The 16,824-nt window shown below is 61.2% G+C and carries 19 protein-coding genes; 11 read left to right on the top strand and 8 right to left on the bottom strand.

What is annotated here, in order from left to right; translation table 11 throughout:
- The first annotated feature begins 61 nt into the window (after positions 1–61).
- From DFO46_RS22535 to DFO46_RS22505, 7 genes are all read left to right on the top strand, one after another.
- Positions 62–715, top strand: a complete 654-nt coding sequence (locus tag DFO46_RS22535) for an exopolysaccharide biosynthesis protein (protein WP_245422695.1) — start codon at positions 62–64, stop codon at positions 713–715.
- A 52-nt stretch (positions 716–767) separates the two neighbouring features.
- Positions 768–1,313 (top strand): sigma-70 family RNA polymerase sigma factor, encoded by a 546-nt coding sequence (locus DFO46_RS22530; RefSeq protein WP_120279178.1) that lies wholly within the window; start codon positions 768–770, stop codon positions 1,311–1,313.
- A complete protein-coding gene (locus DFO46_RS22525) occupies positions 1,300–2,073 on the top strand; it encodes an anti-sigma factor (protein WP_120279177.1) in 774 nt (257 codons plus the stop codon). Before DFO46_RS22530 ends, DFO46_RS22525 begins: the two co-directional genes overlap by 14 nt.
- 22 nt (positions 2,074–2,095) lie before the next feature.
- Positions 2,096–2,815 carry a Bax inhibitor-1/YccA family protein gene (locus tag DFO46_RS22520; protein ID WP_110793658.1) on the top strand — a complete coding sequence of 240 codons (720 nt, stop codon included), beginning with the start codon at positions 2,096–2,098 and terminating at the stop codon, positions 2,813–2,815.
- A gap of 149 nt (positions 2,816–2,964) precedes the next feature.
- Positions 2,965–3,123 (top strand): YqaE/Pmp3 family membrane protein, encoded by a 159-nt coding sequence (locus tag DFO46_RS22515; RefSeq protein ID WP_006728180.1) that lies wholly within the window; start codon positions 2,965–2,967, stop codon positions 3,121–3,123.
- Between the two features lie 266 nt (positions 3,124–3,389).
- On the top strand, positions 3,390–4,136 hold the full coding sequence (locus tag DFO46_RS22510; RefSeq protein WP_120279176.1) for a cytochrome c oxidase assembly protein: 747 nt from the start codon (positions 3,390–3,392) through the stop codon (positions 4,134–4,136).
- Entirely contained in the window at positions 4,133–4,633 is a 501-nt protein-coding gene (locus DFO46_RS22505; protein WP_120279175.1) for a CopD family protein, read from the top strand. Before DFO46_RS22510 ends, DFO46_RS22505 begins: the two co-directional genes overlap by 4 nt.
- Here DFO46_RS22505 and DFO46_RS22500 read toward each other — a convergent pair.
- Positions 4,611–5,117 (bottom strand): DUF2231 domain-containing protein, encoded by a 507-nt coding sequence (locus DFO46_RS22500; protein WP_120279174.1) that lies wholly within the window; start codon positions 5,115–5,117, stop codon positions 4,611–4,613. The genes DFO46_RS22505 and DFO46_RS22500 overlap by 23 nt on opposite strands.
- A 57-nt stretch (positions 5,118–5,174) precedes the next feature.
- Between DFO46_RS22500 and coxB the strand changes: the two genes are divergently transcribed.
- Genes coxB through DFO46_RS22485 form a run of 3 tightly spaced genes read left to right on the top strand, consistent with a single transcriptional unit; the run spans position 5,175 to position 8,715 of the window.
- Complete coding sequence (gene coxB / locus DFO46_RS22495) at positions 5,175–5,858, top strand: cytochrome c oxidase subunit II (RefSeq protein ID WP_120279173.1); 684 nt, start codon at positions 5,175–5,177, stop codon at positions 5,856–5,858.
- Positions 5,855–8,383, top strand: a complete 2,529-nt coding sequence (gene ctaD / locus DFO46_RS22490) for a cytochrome c oxidase subunit I (RefSeq protein ID WP_120279172.1) — start codon at positions 5,855–5,857, stop codon at positions 8,381–8,383. The genes coxB and ctaD overlap by 4 nt, the downstream gene beginning before the upstream one ends.
- On the top strand, positions 8,380–8,715 hold the full coding sequence (locus tag DFO46_RS22485; RefSeq protein WP_147412789.1) for a hypothetical protein: 336 nt from the start codon (positions 8,380–8,382) through the stop codon (positions 8,713–8,715). The genes ctaD and DFO46_RS22485 overlap by 4 nt, the downstream gene beginning before the upstream one ends.
- A gap of 38 nt (positions 8,716–8,753) precedes the next feature.
- Here DFO46_RS22485 and DFO46_RS24300 read toward each other — a convergent pair whose 3' ends face one another.
- A complete protein-coding gene (locus DFO46_RS24300; RefSeq protein ID WP_281039964.1) occupies positions 8,754–8,888 on the bottom strand; it encodes a hypothetical protein in 135 nt (44 codons plus the stop codon).
- A 432-nt stretch (positions 8,889–9,320) separates the two neighbouring features.
- Here DFO46_RS24300 and DFO46_RS22480 point away from each other — a divergent pair, with 432 nt between their 5' ends.
- Positions 9,321–10,178: a DMT family transporter gene (locus DFO46_RS22480; RefSeq protein ID WP_110793709.1), complete on the top strand. Its 858-nt coding sequence runs from the start codon at positions 9,321–9,323 to the stop codon at positions 10,176–10,178.
- A gap of 98 nt (positions 10,179–10,276) precedes the next feature.
- On the opposite strand, the gene DFO46_RS22475 is transcribed toward DFO46_RS22480, so the two are convergent.
- The 6 genes from DFO46_RS22475 to DFO46_RS22450 all read right to left on the bottom strand — a co-directional run bounded on the left by DFO46_RS22475 (position 10,277) and on the right by DFO46_RS22450 (position 16,648).
- Entirely contained in the window at positions 10,277–11,281 is a 1,005-nt protein-coding gene (locus DFO46_RS22475) for a TRAP transporter substrate-binding protein (protein WP_110793650.1), read from the bottom strand.
- A 46-nt stretch (positions 11,282–11,327) separates the two neighbouring features.
- On the bottom strand, positions 11,328–12,605 hold the full coding sequence (locus DFO46_RS22470; RefSeq protein WP_110793649.1) for a TRAP transporter large permease subunit: 1,278 nt from the start codon (positions 12,603–12,605) through the stop codon (positions 11,328–11,330).
- On the bottom strand, positions 12,605–13,138 hold the full coding sequence (locus tag DFO46_RS22465; protein WP_110793648.1) for a TRAP transporter small permease: 534 nt from the start codon (positions 13,136–13,138) through the stop codon (positions 12,605–12,607). The genes DFO46_RS22470 and DFO46_RS22465 overlap by 1 nt, the downstream gene beginning before the upstream one ends.
- 7 nt (positions 13,139–13,145) lie before the next feature.
- The gene (locus DFO46_RS22460; protein WP_120279170.1) at positions 13,146–14,315 is read right to left on the bottom strand and encodes a fumarylacetoacetate hydrolase family protein; all 1,170 of its coding nucleotides are present in this window, start codon (positions 14,313–14,315) and stop codon (positions 13,146–13,148) included.
- Positions 14,316–14,484: 169 nt separating this feature from the next.
- Positions 14,485–15,213 carry a FadR/GntR family transcriptional regulator gene (locus DFO46_RS22455; protein WP_110793646.1) on the bottom strand — a complete coding sequence of 243 codons (729 nt, stop codon included), beginning with the start codon at positions 15,211–15,213 and terminating at the stop codon, positions 14,485–14,487.
- Positions 15,214–15,247: 34 nt separating this feature from the next.
- Positions 15,248–16,648: an FAD-binding oxidoreductase gene (locus tag DFO46_RS22450; RefSeq protein ID WP_245422698.1), complete on the bottom strand. Its 1,401-nt coding sequence runs from the start codon at positions 16,646–16,648 to the stop codon at positions 15,248–15,250.
- Positions 16,649–16,824: the final 176 nt, after the last annotated feature.

Here is a 16,824-nt window from a genome sequence, read left to right as displayed (position 1 = left end):
TCGATCAAGCGTATCCGCTCACTTGTCTCGCCGCTGGCCTCGCCTACATGTGGCTGGCAAAATGGACCCACCCCACGAGGCTGATGCGACGATGGATGACAGCCTGCCTCCAGAACCCGGTACCGCATCGCAGCGCCTGCTGCGGCTGACACAGCATGCAACGGAAGCGGGCTCAGTCAGTTTCGACGAACTGTTGGCGACCATGGGCCGCGCCAGCATCGCGTTTGCGATTCTCATCCTGTCCCTCCCAGCGCTGACGCCAATCCCAGGCCCGTTTGGCTTGGTCTTCGGCAGTTGTCTCGCCATCGTATCGCTGCAGATCCTCGCCGGTTACAGGCGCATTCGACTTCCGGCATTTCTCGGTCGGCGGCAAATATCAGCAAGCACGATCGCTCTGATTGTTCGCTACACTACCCCGCTGGTCAGTCGTGTCGAGACCTTGCTCAGGCGCAATCGCATGCGTCACCTCGCCGGCCCGCGGGCCCAAGTCGCGCTGGGACTACCGGTTCTGCTACTCGCTATTGCGGTGGCGCTACCGATCCCATTCGGTAATTTCCTGCCGGTCGGCGCTTTGGTGATGATCGCACTTGGCCTGATGGAACGTGACGGCCTCGTCACCATGCTGGGGCTCGCCCTCGGTGCGGTTGCCCTCATCGCCTCGGCCGGTCTTGTCTTTGCCGCCATGCAAGGGCTTGGCTGGGTGATCGGACCTTAAAAAAATTTCGCGACCGATGGAATAAGTCTGCGAACGGCTCCGTATATGGGTCATGACGACGAAAGCGAACCCGTTCAACGTGATTGGCCAGATCGCCGCCCTCAGGCGCTACGCCCGTTCGCTCGTCCGCAATCCGGATGAGGCAGAAGACCTCGTCCACGATGCCCTCGTACGGGCGCTGGAACGCAAGTCGACCTTTCGCAGCAGCGGCAGCCTGCTCACCTGGCTGATGTCGATCCTGCACAACACCCATATCGACCAGCTCCGCAGCAACCGTGCGACCGAGCGTCGGCACGCAGCTGCAGCCGAACTTGCAGACCTTATCGCACCGGCGGGCCAGGAACATTCCGTGCGCCTGGCCCAGGTGCGCGGTGCCTTTCTGGCCCTGCCGGAAGACCAGCGCGAGGCGCTTCATCTCGTCGCCATCGAAGAGCTCTCGTACCAGGAAGCTGCCGATGTGCTCAACATCCCCGTGGGCACGCTGATGTCACGCATATCCCGAGCCCGTGCGCGTTTGCGTGCCATGGAGCACGGCGATGTGGAAGGCTCGGCGCCCCATCTCCGAATCGTTGGAGGATCTTCCGATGACCAGCAATGATCCCGTGCTCGAAGGGGACCTGCACGCCTATGTCGACGACCAGCTCGATGTGGCCCGTCGGATCGAGGTCGAGGCCTATCTGTCGGAAAACCCCGTCACCGCTGCAAAGGTGATGGCCGATCTGCGCGTGCGCGACGAGCTTCGCCTGGCACTGGCCGGTCTGCCGGTTGCCGCCCGCCAGGAGACCCGCGAGGTCGCGCGGCGGCTGGAAAATGCGCTGAACGGTCGGCGGACCCTCGAATTCGTCCGCCGCGCCGCAGCCATTCTCGTGCTGGTCGGCGCCGGCTGGGCGGCCCATGGCTGGATCGCGCCGGGCGGCGTCGGTGAAGTCGTCGCCTCCGTACCGCCGCCGCAATTCGTCGAGGAAGCCATCCGCGCCCACCAGACGGCCGAACTGCGAGGACAGATGAAGTCTCAGGTCGAGACCCGCATCTTCAACGCTGCCGAGATCCGCTCGGCGACCGCGATCGTGTTGCCCGAGATGCCGCAGGCCTGGGCCATCCGCGATGCCCAGATCTTCCCCTCGGCCTATGGCCCGAGCGTCGAACTCGAAGTCGAGACTGAGGTCGGCAAGCGGCTATCGCTCTTTGCCGTGCGCCCCGGGAGCTTTTCGGTGCAACAGGTCCTGGTGAAGCAGGACGGCGACACACAGGCCGCCTACTGGCAGATCGGCGACGTCGCCTATGCGCTGATTTCAGAAACCACCAATCCGGACAGGCTGGCCGAACAGGCGCGCCAGCTTGCCCGTACCCTTTACTGATCCAAACAAGGAGGAAACATCCATGGATCCCATCCAGAACCGCTTCGGCTATGGGTCTCAGGCCCAGTCCGCAGCCCTTTTCGACGAAGGCCTGCGCCAGCACATGCTGCGCGTCTACAACTACATGGGCCTCGGCCTTGTGATCACCGGCATCGTCGCCTTCGTGGTCAGCCAGACGCCGGCGCTCTACGTGCCGATCTTCCAGACCCCGCTGAAGTGGGTGGTGATGCTGGCGCCGCTCGCCTTCGTCTTCTTCTTCTCGTTCCGCATTCAGACGATGTCGGCGTCAACCGCACAGATCGCCTTCTGGGCCTTTTGCGCGGTCATGGGCCTCTCGCTCGCATCCGTGTTCCTGGTCTTCACCGGAACCTCGATCGCGCGCACCTTCTTCATCACGGCCACCATGTTCGGTGCGATGAGCCTCTATGGCTACACGACGAAGCGTGACCTGTCGAAGTTCGGTTCGTTCCTGATGATGGGCCTGATCGGCGTCGTGATCGCCTCGGTCGTCAACATCTTCATGGGCTCCAGCGCCCTGCAGTTCGCCATCTCTGTCATCGGTGTCTTCGTCTTCGTCGGCCTGACCGCCTGGGACACGCAGAACATCAAGGAGCAGTATGCCGAGAACATGGATCAGGAAAGCCAGCAGAAGCTCGCCGTCTTCGGCGCCCTCTCGCTCTATCTGAACTTCGTCAACCTGTTCCAGCTGCTGCTGAGCCTGACCGGTCAGCGCGAAGAATAAGATAAACGCGTCGGGAGACTGCTGGAAAGAGAAACGCCCGGGTCCGAACCCGGGCGTTTCGCGTTCAACCGGGGGCTTTTCGATCCAGCGCGCGAACGATTGTCATCGAAGCGCGTTTATCTGGAGATAAAACCGTTATAGGGACCACAATGGACGTTCTTCGCATCCTGCTTGCCATCCTCCTGCCGCCGCTCGGCGTCTTCCTCCAGGTCGGCATCGGCCTGCATTTCTGGCTCAATATCCTGCTGACGCTGTTCGGGTACATCCCGGGCATTATCCATGCCATCTGGGTCATCATCCGCAAGTAGCTCCCCCGTGCGGATTGCCAGCCAGGCACGCCTATCCACTCCGCGGCCCGGCTGAAGGACACCCGCGTACGGGCTGCCACCAACAAAACAGCACAATGGCCGTCCGCTGACGCCGAGGAGCTCTTCACATGCCGTCCGGCAAACGTGAAGAAGCCCGGCGCTCGTTGGATGGAACAAAATCCCGCCCCGATCTGTTGCGCCCCGAGACCGCAAAGCACAGGGGGACGGGAATGCCGGGCGACGCCACAGGAAAACAGGGCTGAAGCATGGATCTCGATATCTATTGCGGCCCAGCCCCGGTCCCGGAGACCTTCTGGAGCCAATGGAATTTCGACCCGGCTCTGCTGAGCGGCCTTGTGGCCGGCGTTTTCGTCCTGCTGACGATGGGTCAGACGCCGCGACAGCGAGCCGCCGCAATCTCCGCTTTCCTCGTCGCTCTCGTGGCGTTCGTGTCTCCACTTTGCGCCCTCGCATCGGCGCTGTTTTCGGCGCGCGTTCTGCACCACATCCTGCTGGTGGCGGTGATCGCGCCGCTGGTCATTGTCGCGATCCCATCACAAAGGCGGGCCTCGATCGTGGTGCCAGCCCAACTGTCCTTCCTCGTCCATACGGCGATGATTTGGCTGTGGCACGCGCCGGGCCACTATCTCTTCGCATTGGGCTCGCCGGTCGCCTACTGGTTGATGGAGCTGACGCTGTTCGGCTCTGCGACCTGGCTCTGGCGGGATATCCTTGCACCGCGCCGCACGGTCGGCGCGGCACTTGCGTTGCTTCTCGGCACCACCTTGCAAATGGGCATGCTCGGCGCGCTGCTCACCTTTGCGAGGGAACCGCTCTTCGCAGCCCATCTCGAAACCACCCAGCCCTATGGTCTTCTGCCTCTAGCCGACCAACAGCTTTCAGGAATTCTGATGTGGGTTCCCGCGGCTCTGCCCTATCTGATGGTGGCGCTCATCGTGCTGTCCCGACTGTTTTCAGCGCGGGATGCGGAAAGGCAGGCGGCCCATCAATGATCGCCATCCTGAAGTTCGTGCACATCGCTGCGATTGCCATCTGGACCGCCGGCCTGATCAGCTTACCGAGCCTCTATGTCCAACGTGCCCATGTCACGAGCAATGACTCACTCTATCGGATGCAGCGCATGGTGCGTTTCGCCTATGTCGCGATGATCTCGCCTGCAGCATTCATCGCCGTCTCGAGCGGCATTGCCTTGAGCTTTGCAAGAGACGTCTTCTCACCGTGGTTTTCCTGGAAGCTCGGCTTCGTCGCTCTCCTCGCCATGTTTCATGTCTTTTCCGGGCTGGTGATCATTCGCCTGTTCAAGGAGGGTGAAGTCTATCCCCCCTGGCGCTTCATGCTGGCGACAGTCAGCTGTTGCGCCGTAGTCGCAGCCATCCTCGTCCTAGTGCTCGCAAAAGAAGCGCCCGTTTTCTCGCTACCTCGGGTCATGGGCGAACCGGGCGGATTGAAACGCCTCCTCGACCCATTCAATCCTTGGGCGACACCATGAGGCCAATGCCGTGATCGAAAATCAGCTTGCCCCCATGCCAGCCGGCGACACCTGTCAGGATGCCCGCCAGAACCGACAGGAGGAGGCCATGCGGCAGAACGGCGGATGGCTCCATCAGGCGAAGGCCCCAGTTGGCGCCGGCAACCGAAATCAACGTGACGGCGGCAATCGCATGCGCCCAGCTGGCGACGCGCGCCCGAATGCCAGGGACGAGCACCAGTTCCGCAGTGCCGACGATGCCAGCCGCGATGCCCGCCACGAAAGCCGTACCCGAGGTCCAGAGCCCGACACGCAACCAGAAGGGATCAGCGGTCCACCAGTAGAAAACATCGACCGCCAGGGTTCCAAAGACGAGCGCAATCGGGAAATGCACGCTCATCGCATGCAGCGGGTGACCGGCCACGGCGATCGCCGAAGCCGTATCCTTCTCCTCCAGCTTCTCGATCACAGGGTTGTTGCTGTCGGTCGTCTCTTGATTGGTCATGGAACCTCTCCGTCTGAAACGGAAAAGCCTTCCAAGCGTTTATGGTTCCCACGCGGCATGATCGCTCTCGCGACGCCCCTGATCCTCGGGAGCTGTTCCGGGGACCTATCGGCGCTCGACCCAGCCGGTCCTTATGCGGACGCGATCGCCAATCTCTGGTGGGTGATGCTGGTCGGCGCCGGTCTCATCTTCGCTCTCGTGATCTCGCTCTTTCTGCTGGTCCTCTATCGCCCTGGCTTTGGCAGCGCTCTGTCTGCACGTCGCTGGATGATCTTTGGAGGGCTCATCCTGCCGGTTCCTGTCTTGCTTACACTCATCGTCTACGGGCTCGCCAAGGGCGAATATCTTCTTGGAGCCTGGCAGAACGAGCCGGTGATAGCCCGCGTCGAAGCGCAGGCGCGCATGTGGAAATGGGAATTCGCATATCCCGATATGGATCTGTCCGACGATGCCACGGGGGTCCTGCACATTCCGGTGGGCGGCGTGGTGGAGGTGAGCGTCACCAGCACCGATGTGATCCACAGTTTCTGGATCCCGCGCCTGGCAGGAAAGATCGACGCCATTCCGGGCCACACGACACGCCTGCGCATCAAGGCGGATGCCCCCGGACGCTACGGCGGAATCTGCGCCGAATACTGCGGTACCGGCCATTCCGCCATGCGCTTCGTAGTCGAGGCTCATCCACCGGAAATCTACCGGCAACGCCTGACGGAATTGACCACGGCAAAGGCAGACAGATGACTGAAGCGCCCTACGAAACCGGTCACGAAGCCGCCGGCTCCCCGATCCGGCTGCATCACCAGCTGGATGCCGTCTGGGCCTCGGGCAAGGGCTTGAAGCGCTTCGCCGCCGTGAACCACAATGTCATCGGCATCAGGTTCATGGTCACCGCACTGGTCTTCTTCGCCATCGGCGGCGTGCTCGCCATGTTGATCCGCACCCAACTCGCCTCCAGCAACAGTGCATTCCTCGATGCCGAGCAATATGCGCAGGTCTTCACCATGCATGGCGTGATCATGATGTTTCTCTTCGCCATTCCCTTTTTCGAGGGCCTGGCGATCTACCTGCTCCCCAAGATGCTCGGTGCCCGTGATCTCGCCTTTCCGCGCATGTCGGCCTACGGATACTGGTGCTACCTGTTCGGCGGCTCCTTCCTGATCGCAGCCCTTCTCTTCGGCATCGCGCCCGACGGGGGCTGGTTCATGTACACGCCCCTGTCGTCGAAACCCTATTCACCCGGCATCAATGCCGATGTCTGGTTGCTCGGCATCACCTTCGTCGAGATTTCTGCCCTGTCGGCGGCGATCGAACTGATGGTGACCATCCTAAAACTGCGTGCACCGGGCATGTCGCTCTCGCGCATGCCAATCTTCGCCTGGTACATGCTGGTCGTTGCCGCCATGATGCTGATCGGGTTTCCGCCGCTCATTCTGGGCTCGATCCTGCTCGAAGTGGAACGGGCTTTCGACCTGCCCTTCTTTGACCCGACGCGCGGCGGCGACCCGCTGCTCTGGCAGCACCTCTTCTGGCTCTTTGGCCATCCGGAAGTCTACATCATCTTCCTGCCGGCGGCCGGTGCGCTGTCGACGATCATCCCCGTATTGTCCCGCCGAGTTTTGGAAGGCTACAGCCTGATCGTCGCCGCAATCGTCGCAATGGCTTTCCTCTCCTTCGGCCTCTGGGTGCACCACATGTACACGGTCGGCATCCCGCATGTGGCCCTATCCTTCTTTTCTGCGGCGAGCGCGCTGGTCGCGATCCCGACCGGCATCCAGATCTTCGCCTGGCTCGCCACCATGGCCCATGGGCGACCTCGGCTCTCGATACCGATGCTGCATGTCTTCGGCTTCTTCTTCGTCTTCGTGCTGGGTGGCCTGACAGGGGTCATGCTGGCCATGGTCCCCTTCGACTGGCAGGCGCATGACAGCCACTTCGTGGTGGCCCACCTGCATTATGTGCTGGTGGGCGGCTTCGTCTTTCCGATGATGGCGGCCGCCTATTACTGGCTCCCGCACATCACCGGACGTCAGCCGATCCAGCATCTGTCGAAACCCGCTTTCTGGTTGGTCTTCATTGGCTTCAACATCACCTTCTTCGCGATGCACCTGACAGGGCTCAGGGGCATGCCGCGCCGGATATACGAATATCCGCCCGAGGCCGGCTGGGAGGTGTTGAATTTTGCCTCCTCCGTCGGCAGCTTCGTGATGACGATCGGATTTGCCCTCGTCGCCCTGGACCTCATCCTGCTGATCCGCTTCGGGCGCGCCTTTCGTCGCGATCCGTGGCAGGCAGGAACGCTGGAATGGGCCACGCCCACCCCTCCGCCGTCCTACACCTTCGGCTCCCTGCCCCGGATAGACCGAAGGGCAGACGGACTTGAGCCGCAGACATTGGGGGCTGAACTGGCAGCCGGCCGGGGTTATCTCGGCTTCATGCGCAACGGCTGGATGGAGACGCTCGCCGTCGACATGGTGACCGGCAGGATCGATCACGTCGTCGTGCTGCCGCGTCCGACCTACCTACCCTTCTGGACAGCCGTCGCAACCGCCCTGTTTTTTGCCAGCCTGCTGGCAAAACTGTACTGGCTCACGCCCATCGCGGCGATCACCACACTGTTTCTCTTTCTGCGCTGGACACCTTCGACTGGCCTCAAGCAAGACATCGCACTTCTTGAAGTCGGTCACGGCGAGCAAGCACCCCATCATCAGTTGACCGATCAACCACCGTCATGGTGGGCATTGGTCTTTACCCTCACGGCCAATGCAACGCTTTACACGTCATTGCTGTTCGGCGGGTTTTTCCTGTGGCTCTCTGCCCCCAACTGGCCACCGCCAGATATCGATTTCACATTCCCGGGCCTCTCCGCAGCAGCAGCCCTTGGCCTCGTCCTTTCCGCAGTCGGCGCACGGTTCGCCACCGGCAAACGGGGAAAAACGCCGCTCTGGCTCGGGATCACCGTCCTGGGATGCTTGATCGCCGTGCTCGCCACGGCAGCCATCGGCTTTTCAATTCCGGCACCTCAGGCGCATGCAGCATCGGCCAGCGCGCTGGCGGTGGCAATCTATGTCAGCCTGCATGGAACGGTGGGAGCGATCCTCGCTGGTTACGGCTTGTGGCGCTGGCATGGCGGCTACATCTCGGAAAAGCGTTCACTGGATCTGCGGATCGGCAGACTTTGGCACGATTACACAGCAGTTGCCGGCGCGATTGGTCTTGCCTTTCCCTTCGCCTTGCAAAGTCTCGGCCAGATTGGCGGTGGCGGATGACTAGGTTTCCCTTTGTCGGATTGCTGTCCGGCTTCATCCTCTGGTCGGTCGCGTTTCTGTCGCTCTACGCCGTGCAGGCGACCGGCTGCAAACTGGGTTGGCACCAGATCCCGGTCGGCCCGAGCTCGCTTCTGCGACTGGTCTTGTCGGGCGTGCTGCTGCTGACGCTCGCGTTGCTCTACGTGATCGATATCCGCTGGCTTCGCCCACAGGCAAATGCGGGCGAAGACGAGCGACGAATGCTCCTGCGCATTTCGAAAGTCGTGCATATCGCAGCAGCAGCGGCAACCTTCGTGACATTCGCCGGAATATTCTGGCTGACGTTATGCTGACGTCAGGACATCACTCGGTGAGCTGCGTTGGTGTGGTCTCAAAGAGCGACGATCAGAACGGCGAGAAAGGCAATAGACGCTCCGGTCGTCGCAATCGCCATGCGCCGGCCATTCGCCTGCATTGCGCGCGACAAATCAGCTGAGCTGGACTTCTTCACCAGGGTTCGCGACATCAATCTCTCCAAGTCCGCCGCGCAGATTTGCCCGGCAGCATCAAGGCCACATTCTTGTCATATTTCCCCACAGGTCAATCACCACGCTTAGATCGGAATTCTAAACTGGGAGGTTGCGGGAGAAAGCCAGCCTCGGCTGACAACCGCCGGCGCAACAAATCCATTCAAGCGTGAAAAGCTTGCGAAGAGGAACAGAAGACCCTCGCAATTTGGTGGGGGCCATGACAATACCGGATACGAGAAGCAACGCGCGGGAGGCGCGCCGGCGGATGAAGCGAACCGCCGGGTGACCAAGACAACCAGCGATACGCCGGCGATTTCCTGAGATCGGCGACAGGCGAACCGGCGAACGGTTTGGGAGAGACAATGACCACAACCCCGTCCAATGCCCCAGCGGCATCCATCTTCGGCGCCTTCACCGGCCCCGCCGTCATGCTGCTTGGCATGGTGCTCTTCGCGCTCAACGACGCCATGGGCAAATGGCTGGTGGCGAGCTACGGGCTCGGGCAGGTCATTCTCATTCGCAGCATCGCAGCCCTTCTGGTTTTGGCACCCTTTCTCTGGATGGCCGGGCCGAAGCCCATTGTGGAGGCGGAGCGCCCCTGGCTTCAGATCGCGCGCGTCGTGTTCTCGACGCTCGAACTCTTTTGCTTCTATTACGCCGTGATGTATCTGCCGCTCGCAGATGTCATGACCTACTGGCTCGCGGCCCCCATCTACGTCGCTGCGGCGGCACCTTTCCTCCTGGGCGAAAAGGTTGGCTGGCGCCGCTGGACGGCGATTGCGATCGGGTTCGTCGGGGTCATCATCACGCTGGAGCCATCGAGTGCCATGTTCACCGCGCCCGCGATCATTTCGATCGTCGGCACCGCCGCTTTTGCCTTCATGATGCTCTCGGGACGCAGCCTGCGTGCAACGCCGGACAAGACGTTGGTTCTCTTCCAGACGGGCGGTGCCGCCCTGGCAGGCCTGGTCTTCGCCCCGCTCGACTGGACGCCGCTGACCTCCATCACCGAGGTCCTCCTGCTGGGCCTGCTCGGCATCGTCGCCATGACAGCCCACATCCTTGTCAACCGCGCCCTGAAGATCTCGGATGCCGCAACGGTCGCTCCGCTGCAATACACGCTTCTTCTCTGGGCCGTAGTTTTTGGCTGGTGGTTCTTCGGCGAGGTTCCGCGCCTCACCATGGTGATCGGGGCATCCCTCATCGTCGGATCAGGCCTGTTCATCTTCTTCCGAGAACAACAGTTGAAGAAGCGCGAAACCGTGCTGCCGGCCATTCCGGAATAAAGCGCCCTTCCCGAAGCATCGTTGGAAATGCCAAAGCCCGCAGCGGTCTCCCGCTGCGGGCTTTGTCTGGTGCAGCCGCCAAACTGCGACCAGGGAGGTTATTTGCGGATTGCGGCGAGTTCAGCCAGGATCGAATCCACGACGTCGGCGCCGATTTCTTCCTTGTGCTTTTCGTAGACCACCATCGACTTTTCGCGGATGCGCTTCTGCTCTTCTTCAGACAGCGTGTTGACCTCGAGGCCCGCTGCCTTGATCTTCTCCAGCGACTTCTTGTTCAGGTCGGCGATCACGCTGCGCTCGACGTCACGACCGACGCTCGCGCATTCGCGCAAGGCAGCCTGCTCTTCCGGGGCATAGGTGTCGAAGATTGCCTTGGAGAAGAGGAACAGGAACGGCGTGTATGCGTGGTTGGTCTCGGTCACGTACTTTTGTACCTCGAAGAACTTCGAGGTATCGATCGTCACATAGGGATTTTCCTGAGCATCGATCGTCTTGGTTTCCAGCGCCGAGAAGACTTCACCGAAGGCCATCGGGGTGGCATTGGCGCCGAGGTTCTGGAAGGTGTCGAGGAAGATGTTGTTCTGCATGACGCGAACCTTCATCCCCTCGAAATCTTCCCACTTGGTGACCGGGCGAACCGAGTTGGACAGGTTGCGGAAACCATTTTCCCAGTAGCCGAGATTGACGAGGCCGACGGCGGCGAGCTTCTCGCTCATCATGTCGCCGAACTTGCCGTCGAGAACGGTGTAGGCTTCCTGCGCATTGGAGAAGAGGAAGGGCAGGTCGAAGACGCCGAGTGCCGGCTCGATGCCGACCAGCGGCGAGGACGAGGTGACGACGGCTTCCTGCACACCAGAGCGAAGCGCCTGGGTCGCCTGGAGGTCACCGCCAAGAGCACCGCCCCAGAAGGCTTGCAGCTTCAGCTTGCCGCCCGACTTTTCATCGAGGCACTTCTGCATCGCTTCGATGCCGTTTCCGACGGGGTGGTCGGCATTGATGCCATTCGAGACGCGGATGGTGCGCTCGGTGAATTCCGCAAAGGCCGGTGCGGCACCGCCGGCACAGAAGGCGAGAGCGGTGGTCGTCAGCAGAAACTTTCTCATTGTATTTCCTCCCTTGGATAAAACGAGACGGTTGAAAAGGCTTGCGTCACCGGAGCCATTGCGCCGGGACGATGACGATGTCCGGAAAGACAACCAGCAACATCAGGATGAAAATCTGGGCGAGCAGGAAGGGCGTAATACCCGTCACCACCTTGCCAAGCGGCACGCGGCCCACACCGCTGACGACATTGAGCACAACGCCGACGGGCGGCGTAATCAACCCGATGCAGCAGTTCATGATGAACATGACGCCGAAGTAGACCGGATCGATGCCCGCCTGCTTGATGATCGGCATCAGCACCGGGGTCAGGATCAGAATGGTCGGCGTGAGGTCCAGAGCCGTACCGACCACGAGAACTAGCAGCATGATGACGAACATCAACAGCATCGGACGATCGATGAGCGGCTCGATATAGCGGGTGATCTCACCTGGAATATTGGCGGCCGTGATCAGCCATGCGGAGACCAGCGCGGCGCAGACCAGGAACATGATGATCGATGTGGTCTTCGCCGCTTGCAGGACGACGCCTGGCAGGTCCCGAGGCTTGAGTTCGCGGTAGATGACCATGCCGACGAACATGGCATAGGCTGCGGCAATGACTGCCGCTTCCGTCGGCGTCACGATGCCGGCCTTGATGCCGCCGAGAATGATGACCGGCATGCCCAACGCCCAGGCTGCACGGCCCGTGGCATTCAGGCGCTCCTTGGCGGGCGCCTTGGGCAGGGGAGTGATATTGTCCTTGCGGACCACAATCTGCCAGGCAACGACCAGACCAAGTCCCATCAGGATCCCCGGCACGATACCGGCCATGAACAGCTGGGTGATGGACACGTTTGCCGCGACACCGAACACGATGAAAGCCATCGACGGAGGAATGACCGGGGCGATGATGCCGCCCGATGCGATCAAGCCTGCGGAGCGCGGCACATTGTAACCCGCCTTCGCCATCATCGGAATGAGAATGGCAGCAAGAGCGGCGGTATCAGCCGCAGCCGAGCCGGAGATCGAAGCCATGATCACGGCGGCCATGATCGCCACGATCCCGAGACCACCGCGGATATGACCGACGCAGGCGATCGCGAACTCGATGATGCGGCGGGAAAGGCCGCCGGAATTCATCAACTCACCGGCCAGAACGAAGAAGGGAATGGCCAGCAGCGTGAAGGTATCGGCGCCGGCAATCATGTTCTGAGCGATGATCTGGCTGTTGAACATCCCCATGTACCACATGAGTGTGACGCCACAGAACATCAGGGCAAAGGCAACCGGCACGCCGATGGCCATGACACCGAGAAGTGAAACGATAAAGACGACGAGGGTCATCAGGCGCGCTCCACCAGTTTCTCGATGCCCATATGCTCGCCGGCGAACATGGCGACCTCCTCATCGGTGACGCGGCCGGTGAGCAGGCGGAACAGGCGCTCCAGCGCAATCAGGCTACAGCCGGCACCGGTGAAGAAGCCGACACCATACACCCAGCCCATGGACAGGCCGGTGACCGGGGCTTTCATGCTGGCATTGATCGGCAGCTGTTTCCAGGTCCCCCAGAAGAACAGGGCAGATACGCCAAGGATGACGAGATTGGACAGGATCATGCAGACGATCCGCCCGCGACGACCCAGAAGCGCAACAAGCGATTCCACACCGAGGTGGCCATATTCACGGAACCCGACGACAGCGCCGATGAAGGTCAGCCAGACAAAGAAATAGCGGGCCATTTCGTCCGAGACCGTCAGGCCGGAATTGAAGGCGTAGCGCAGGATGACATTGACGAACACCATCACCGCCATGCCGCCGAGGAGCACGATCAGCAGGAACTCGAGAAACCGGTAGAACAGATCGACAGCCTTGGTCATCAGCGCCTCACACCTGATCGAGAAGGCCGCGTCGGGCCAGGTTGGCAAACAATGCACGGGTTCCGAAAGTCCATTCGGGGCAGGCATCGGTCCGATCGACCCAATTCACCAGGCGCCCGAGCTTCGGCGTGGAAATTTCGACCCGGTCTCCCACCTCGTGGGTGAAGCCGAGCCCGGCTCCCCGGCGATCCTTGACCGGTGCGAACATCGTGCCCAGGAACAGGACAGCCCCATCTGGATATTGGTGATTGCGGTTCCGCAGTTGCGCGACAAGGTTCTCCGGCGTGCGGCTGATCGCTTTCATGGGGCTCTCGCCCGTCATTTCGAAACCGTCCTCGCCACGCACAACGAGCGCAACGCGGACCTTGCGCAACACATCGATCGTGAAACGTTCATCAAACAGGCGAATGAAGGGTCCGATCGCACAAGACGCATTGTTGTCCTTCGCTTTCCCCAGAAGCAGCGCAGAACGCCCCTCGACATCGCGCAGATTGACATCGTTTCCGAGTGTCGCCCCGACGATCGTTCCGTTGGAACGTACGGCCAGAACAATCTCCGGTTCCGGATTGTTCCACTGCGAAATCGGATGAATGCCGACCATGTCGCCGCAGGCAACGGACGCCATCGGCTGCGCCTTGGTGAAGATTTCCGCGTCAGGGCCAATTCCGACTTCGAGATATTGGGACCATAGACCCATCTCCTGCAGCAGTCCCTTGACCTTGGCGGCCTGTTCGGAACCGGCAACGACACCGCGCAGGCTGTCACCGAGAACGGGCGCCAGTTGACCGCGAATGGCCTGGGCACGGCCGGAATCGCCCTTTGCCTGCTCTTCGATCACGCGTTCCAGCATGCTGTCTGCAAATGTAACGCCCGCCGCTTTGACGGCCTGGAGGTCGATCGGCGCCAGCAGACGGCCGGATTTGCCGGAGAGGAAATCATCGACCGATCCGAGATCGGGCAGATCCGACGCCTGCGCCAGACGTGTGGCAATGCCATCCATCTCCAGCAAACCGGCTGAGGTCGCCGAAATGCTGGTCAGATCCAGAACGCGCCCGGCCCGCACCAATACCGGGCATGGCCCGCCAGCAGTCTCTGACCACACGCGACCAACAAGGATGGCCTCTGCGGCATCCTCGGGAAGAATATCACCGGACTTCAAACTGCGATCCACCGCCACGAAGGGCCTCCTCCACGTCCCCAGGCAGGCGACACCTCCTGTCGCCTTGCCGTATTGTCAGGATGTCTGACAACTCTCCGCAAACATTAATAGGCAGGGAATTCTACCCTGTCTACCCCCGCCGCGCTCAATCCAAACCCATGGCTTGGTCAGAGCGGCGGTCCAAAAATCAGAATTGCTCCAGGCTGAGCTGGATTCGGCTCGCCGCTCCATGCATATGAAGCCGCATCGCCTCGCGCGCCTCGGCCGGGTTGCGGCCGGCAATCGCATCTCGCAGCCGAACATGCTCGGCAATCGTCACCTCGACGATTTCCTCCAGGACCGCGCGAGAGCGGGCCGCATCGATCGCGAGGCTGATACGCTCGGCGATGAAACCGACAAACATCGAGAAATATTCGTTATGCGTTGCGTCCGCGACTGCCCGGTGAAACGCGAGATCCGCATCGATGCTCTGATGCGACCATTTCTCAGGACCGGTCATATGGGCCAACGCTTCATCGATGCGAGCAAGGTCGGCAGCCGTGTGATGCACGGCCGCAAGCCCTGCCGCCTCGATTTCCAGCGGCACCCGCAACTGAAACAAGGCACGGAAGCTCTGAGGATCGAAGAGGTCCCCCTCCTTGATGCGGATAAGGCGCGCCGGTCGTTCGCTGACAAACGCCCCCACTCCCTGACGCGTCTCGACCAGCCCCTCGTTGCGCAACTGGGCGATCGCTTCACGGATCACCGAACGGCTGACACCGATCGTCTTGGCGAGCACATGTTCGGTCGGCAGCTTGTCACCCGGCGAAAGACGGCCTTCGTTGATCTCGGCCGCGAACTGCGCCGCGATCCGCGTCGGAAGATGATCGCTGCGCTTGATCTGTGCGAGGTTGATTTGACCTATATCGATCGCCATGCCCACCTGGTCTCCGTACCACCCAGCCGGTTGTTCACGAATCTTCCGCGAAATTCAATTGGCAACCGGGATTCATGATAATCTTGGGATCGATCGCACGTTTGACCGCGCCCAGCAGGCGGGCCTGGGTTTCAGGGAGCCCCGAGGCAAAGTCGGACTTCTTGAGCCTGCCGATCCCATGTTCGGCACTGATAGACCCACCGAAGCGCGCAAGCACCGCGTTGATCAAGCCCTTGGCCTGATAGATCAGGCTATCGCTCTCGCTGCGAGAAAGCCCTGCCGGCGGCAACACGTTGAGATGCACGTTGCCGTCACCGACATGCCCATAGGATACACAGAGGCAATCCGGCAGCGCCAGCGTGACGGCCTCTTCCGCCTGCTGCACGAAGTCTGCGAGCTTCGACAACGGTACGGAGACATCGGTACGCAGATGCGGCCCCCGCTTCGCCTGCCCCTCGTTCATGCCCTCCCGGAAGAGCCAGAGATTGCGTGCCTGGGCCCGCGATCCTGCCGCCACGCCATCAAGCACCAGACCGTCTTCCATCACGCCTTCCAGGAAGCGATGCATGAGATCCTCGATATCGACCAAACCGGAGCCCGAGATTTCCATCAGCACATAGGCCGGATAGTCCCCCGGCATCGGCATGACGAGATCCGGCATCGCCTCGCGGGCGAGCGTGAAAGCCACCGGCGGCATGAATTCGAAAGCCGACATCAGATCGCAGCAATCGCGCCGCGCCCTACGATAGAGCGCGATAGCATCGGAGAGGGCGTTCAAACCGAGGAGCGCGGTTGCCACCTGTTCGGCAGGCGGCATCAGTTTTACCGATACGGCCGTCACGATCCCCAAAGTGCCTTCCGCACCGATGAACAGTTGCTTCAGGTCGATCCCACGGTTGTCCTTCCGCAGTGTCGACAGTCCATCGAAGATCGACCCGTCCGGCAGCACCACCTCGAGACCGAGCACGAGTTCGCGTGTCATCCCGTAGCGCAGGACATTGATGCCGCCGGCATTGGTCGAGACATTGCCGCCGATGCGGCAGGAACCCTGAGCGCCGAGAGCGAGAGGAAAATAAAGCCCGGCCGCTTCCACCTTGTCCTTGAACTCCGACAAAACGATCCCGGCTTCGACGACCGCCGAGAAATCGTCGACGTCAAGCCGCCGGATCGCCGTCATCCGCTCGAGACTGATGACCACTTGCCCCTCCGGATCATCCGGTGTTGCACCGAGAACGAGCCCGGTATTACCGCCTTGCGGCACAATCGAAAGGCCTAGATCGCCAATTGCTTTGACGGCAGCGGAGACATCGGCAGCGCTTCTCGGCCGGATGACCGCCACGGCCCCGGTCGTGATATCGCCATGCCAGTCGCGGCAATAGCGCTCGGTATCCGCTCCCGACAGCACGAGATCATCGCCCAGCCGCGCTCTCAGCATCTCCACGCGCGCGTCGCTCAGCCCAATATCGGCTCCATTAACGCCCCCACGCTCCATGTCATTCCTCCTGCCGGATCGCATCACGCATGCACCGGACCAACTATTCGGTTTTCAACGGTCAAATATAAGGTTATCAGACAACCTTACAAATGTTTTTTCAGGTTGAGTGCTTGTGC

The sequence above is a fragment of the Rhizobium sp. AG855 genome (assembly GCF_003610655.1).
Classification (GTDB): Bacteria; Pseudomonadota; Alphaproteobacteria; order Rhizobiales; family Rhizobiaceae; genus Allorhizobium; species Allorhizobium wuzhouense.
This window is presented reverse-complemented; position numbering and strand designations above follow the sequence as displayed.

Bases quoted from the DNA above. Each gene is read 5' to 3' on its own strand.
- DFO46_RS22450 (WP_245422698.1), bottom strand. From the start codon at position 16,648: ATGCTGAGAGCGCGGCTGGGCGATGATCTCGTGCTGTCGGGAGCGGAT.
- DFO46_RS22455 (WP_110793646.1), bottom strand. From the start codon at position 15,213: ATGGCGATCGATATAGGTCAAATCAACCTCGCACAGATCAAGCGCAGC.
- DFO46_RS22480 (WP_110793709.1), top strand. From the start codon at position 9,321: ATGCTGCTTGGCATGGTGCTCTTCGCGCTCAACGACGCCATGGGCAAA.
- DFO46_RS22475 (WP_110793650.1), bottom strand. From the start codon at position 11,281: ATGAGAAAGTTTCTGCTGACGACCACCGCTCTCGCCTTCTGTGCCGGC.
- DFO46_RS22465 (WP_110793648.1), bottom strand. From the start codon at position 13,138: ATGACCAAGGCTGTCGATCTGTTCTACCGGTTTCTCGAGTTCCTGCTG.
- DFO46_RS22485 (WP_147412789.1), top strand. From the start codon at position 8,380: ATGACTAGGTTTCCCTTTGTCGGATTGCTGTCCGGCTTCATCCTCTGG.
- DFO46_RS22505 (WP_120279175.1), top strand. From the start codon at position 4,133: ATGATCGCCATCCTGAAGTTCGTGCACATCGCTGCGATTGCCATCTGG.
- DFO46_RS22535 (WP_245422695.1), top strand. From the start codon at position 62: ATGGACCCACCCCACGAGGCTGATGCGACGATGGATGACAGCCTGCCT.
- ctaD (WP_120279172.1), top strand. From the start codon at position 5,855: ATGACTGAAGCGCCCTACGAAACCGGTCACGAAGCCGCCGGCTCCCCG.
- DFO46_RS22500 (WP_120279174.1), bottom strand. From the start codon at position 5,117: ATGACCAATCAAGAGACGACCGACAGCAACAACCCTGTGATCGAGAAG.
- DFO46_RS22515 (WP_006728180.1), top strand. From the start codon at position 2,965: ATGGACGTTCTTCGCATCCTGCTTGCCATCCTCCTGCCGCCGCTCGGC.
- DFO46_RS22530 (WP_120279178.1), top strand. From the start codon at position 768: ATGACGACGAAAGCGAACCCGTTCAACGTGATTGGCCAGATCGCCGCC.
- DFO46_RS22525 (WP_120279177.1), top strand. From the start codon at position 1,300: ATGACCAGCAATGATCCCGTGCTCGAAGGGGACCTGCACGCCTATGTC.
- DFO46_RS24300 (WP_281039964.1), bottom strand. From the start codon at position 8,888: ATGTCGCGAACCCTGGTGAAGAAGTCCAGCTCAGCTGATTTGTCGCGC.
- DFO46_RS22470 (WP_110793649.1), bottom strand. From the start codon at position 12,605: ATGACCCTCGTCGTCTTTATCGTTTCACTTCTCGGTGTCATGGCCATC.
- DFO46_RS22510 (WP_120279176.1), top strand. From the start codon at position 3,390: ATGGATCTCGATATCTATTGCGGCCCAGCCCCGGTCCCGGAGACCTTC.
- coxB (WP_120279173.1), top strand. From the start codon at position 5,175: ATGATCGCTCTCGCGACGCCCCTGATCCTCGGGAGCTGTTCCGGGGAC.
- DFO46_RS22520 (WP_110793658.1), top strand. From the start codon at position 2,096: ATGGATCCCATCCAGAACCGCTTCGGCTATGGGTCTCAGGCCCAGTCC.